Below are 422 nucleotides of genomic sequence, written 5' to 3'. Positions count from 1 at the left end.
TGTCGATGTTCTTTACGTCCGTAGTGTAGCCCTTGAACTTCACAAGTACATGACCGCCGGAGCCAACATAGCCTGATACTTTGCCCGCGTCCTCACCCTTTGGGCCCCCGTACGCCTGCCCATTGCCGCCGGCGTAGCCGCCGCCGCCCCCGCCCCCCACATTGTTCTGGAAGTCCTCAACCCTCCCGCCACCATTGCCGGCCCTGCCCCCGTTGCCACCGGTCCCTGTCATCTTGAGGCCGTCGACCACGAGCTGAGCACCTGCGAGCTCGAAAATTGCCTTTCCACCGGCGCCCACAAATCCGCTGACGTCGCCCCCATTCGAGTATCCGCCGCCTTTCCCGCCGCCGCTGGAGGTGCCGGGCTTCCCGTCGGCCGCCCTGCCTCCGTTGCCGCCGGTCAAGGTGACCGTGAGGTCCTTA

General features: G+C 65.4%; 1 protein-coding gene. It reads right to left on the bottom strand.

The window, feature by feature from the left end:
* Window positions 1-422 (bottom strand): hypothetical protein (locus QW379_04920; protein MEM2869748.1); only part of this gene is annotated, 422 nt, incomplete at both ends.

It is taken from the genome of Thermoplasmata archaeon (assembly GCA_038851035.1).
GTDB lineage: Archaea > Thermoplasmatota > DTKX01 > VGTL01 > VGTL01 > JAWCLH01.
The sequence above is the reverse complement of the archived record's forward strand: the minus strand, read 5'-3'. Positions and strand labels throughout refer to the sequence as shown.